Origin of the sequence: Mycobacterium parascrofulaceum ATCC BAA-614 (assembly GCF_000164135.1) — a bacterium.
Lineage (GTDB): Bacteria > Actinomycetota > Actinomycetes > Mycobacteriales > Mycobacteriaceae > Mycobacterium > Mycobacterium parascrofulaceum.
This window is the reverse complement of record NZ_GG770660.1, coordinates 1-656: the sequence shown is the minus strand read 5'-3', so window position 1 is coordinate 656 and position 656 is coordinate 1. Positions and strand designations below refer to the sequence as shown.

Annotated in this window: 1 protein-coding gene; it reads right to left on the bottom strand. The window is 59.9% G+C overall.

Translation table 11 applies throughout. The annotated features are described in order from the left end of the window. Positions 1–71 precede the first annotated feature (71 nt). A partial coding sequence (locus HMPREF0591_RS30110) for an IS256 family transposase (RefSeq protein WP_007172683.1) occupies positions 72–656 on the bottom strand: 585 nt, incomplete at its 5' end.

Below are 656 nucleotides of genomic sequence, written 5' to 3'. Positions count from 1 at the left end.
GACGACGCTGGTCAGCCGAGCCTGTCACGAATTCTGTGTAAGTCAGAGGTGATTTGACTACGAGTTGTATTCTAACACAACGGAATTCGGCCCGGGAAGAGCCTGGCGAGTGTGTTCAACGCCACAGTCCAGTTGTACGTTCCGGTGCCGGAGAAGCCTCCTCTCTGGCTGGAGATGTTGCGCAACCCGAGGTACAGCAACTTCATTGCGGCGTCGCGGTCGGGGAAATGGCCGCGGTTTTTGGTGATCTTGCGTAGCTGGAAGTTGATCGATTCGATGGCGTTGGTGGTGTACACGATTTTGCGCAGCTCCACTGGATAGTCCAGGAACGGCACGAATTCGGGCCAGGCGTTGTGCCAGACGTCGATTGCGCCGGGATATTGGGCGCCGAATGCGGTGTCGAAGTCCTTGAGCGCCAACTCGGCGGCATCGACGGTTGCGGCCGTGTAGATCGCCCGCATCGAGGTGGCGACTTTCTTGCGGTCCTTGTAGGACACGAACCGCATGGCGTTGCGGATCACGTGCACCACGCAGGTTTGCACCACGGTGTCGGGGTAGATCGAGCGGATCGCATCGGGCAGCCCCGTGAGGCCGTCGCAGCAGGCGATCAAGATGTCGCGCACTCCGCGGTTGCGCAGGTCGATGACCACCTTCTG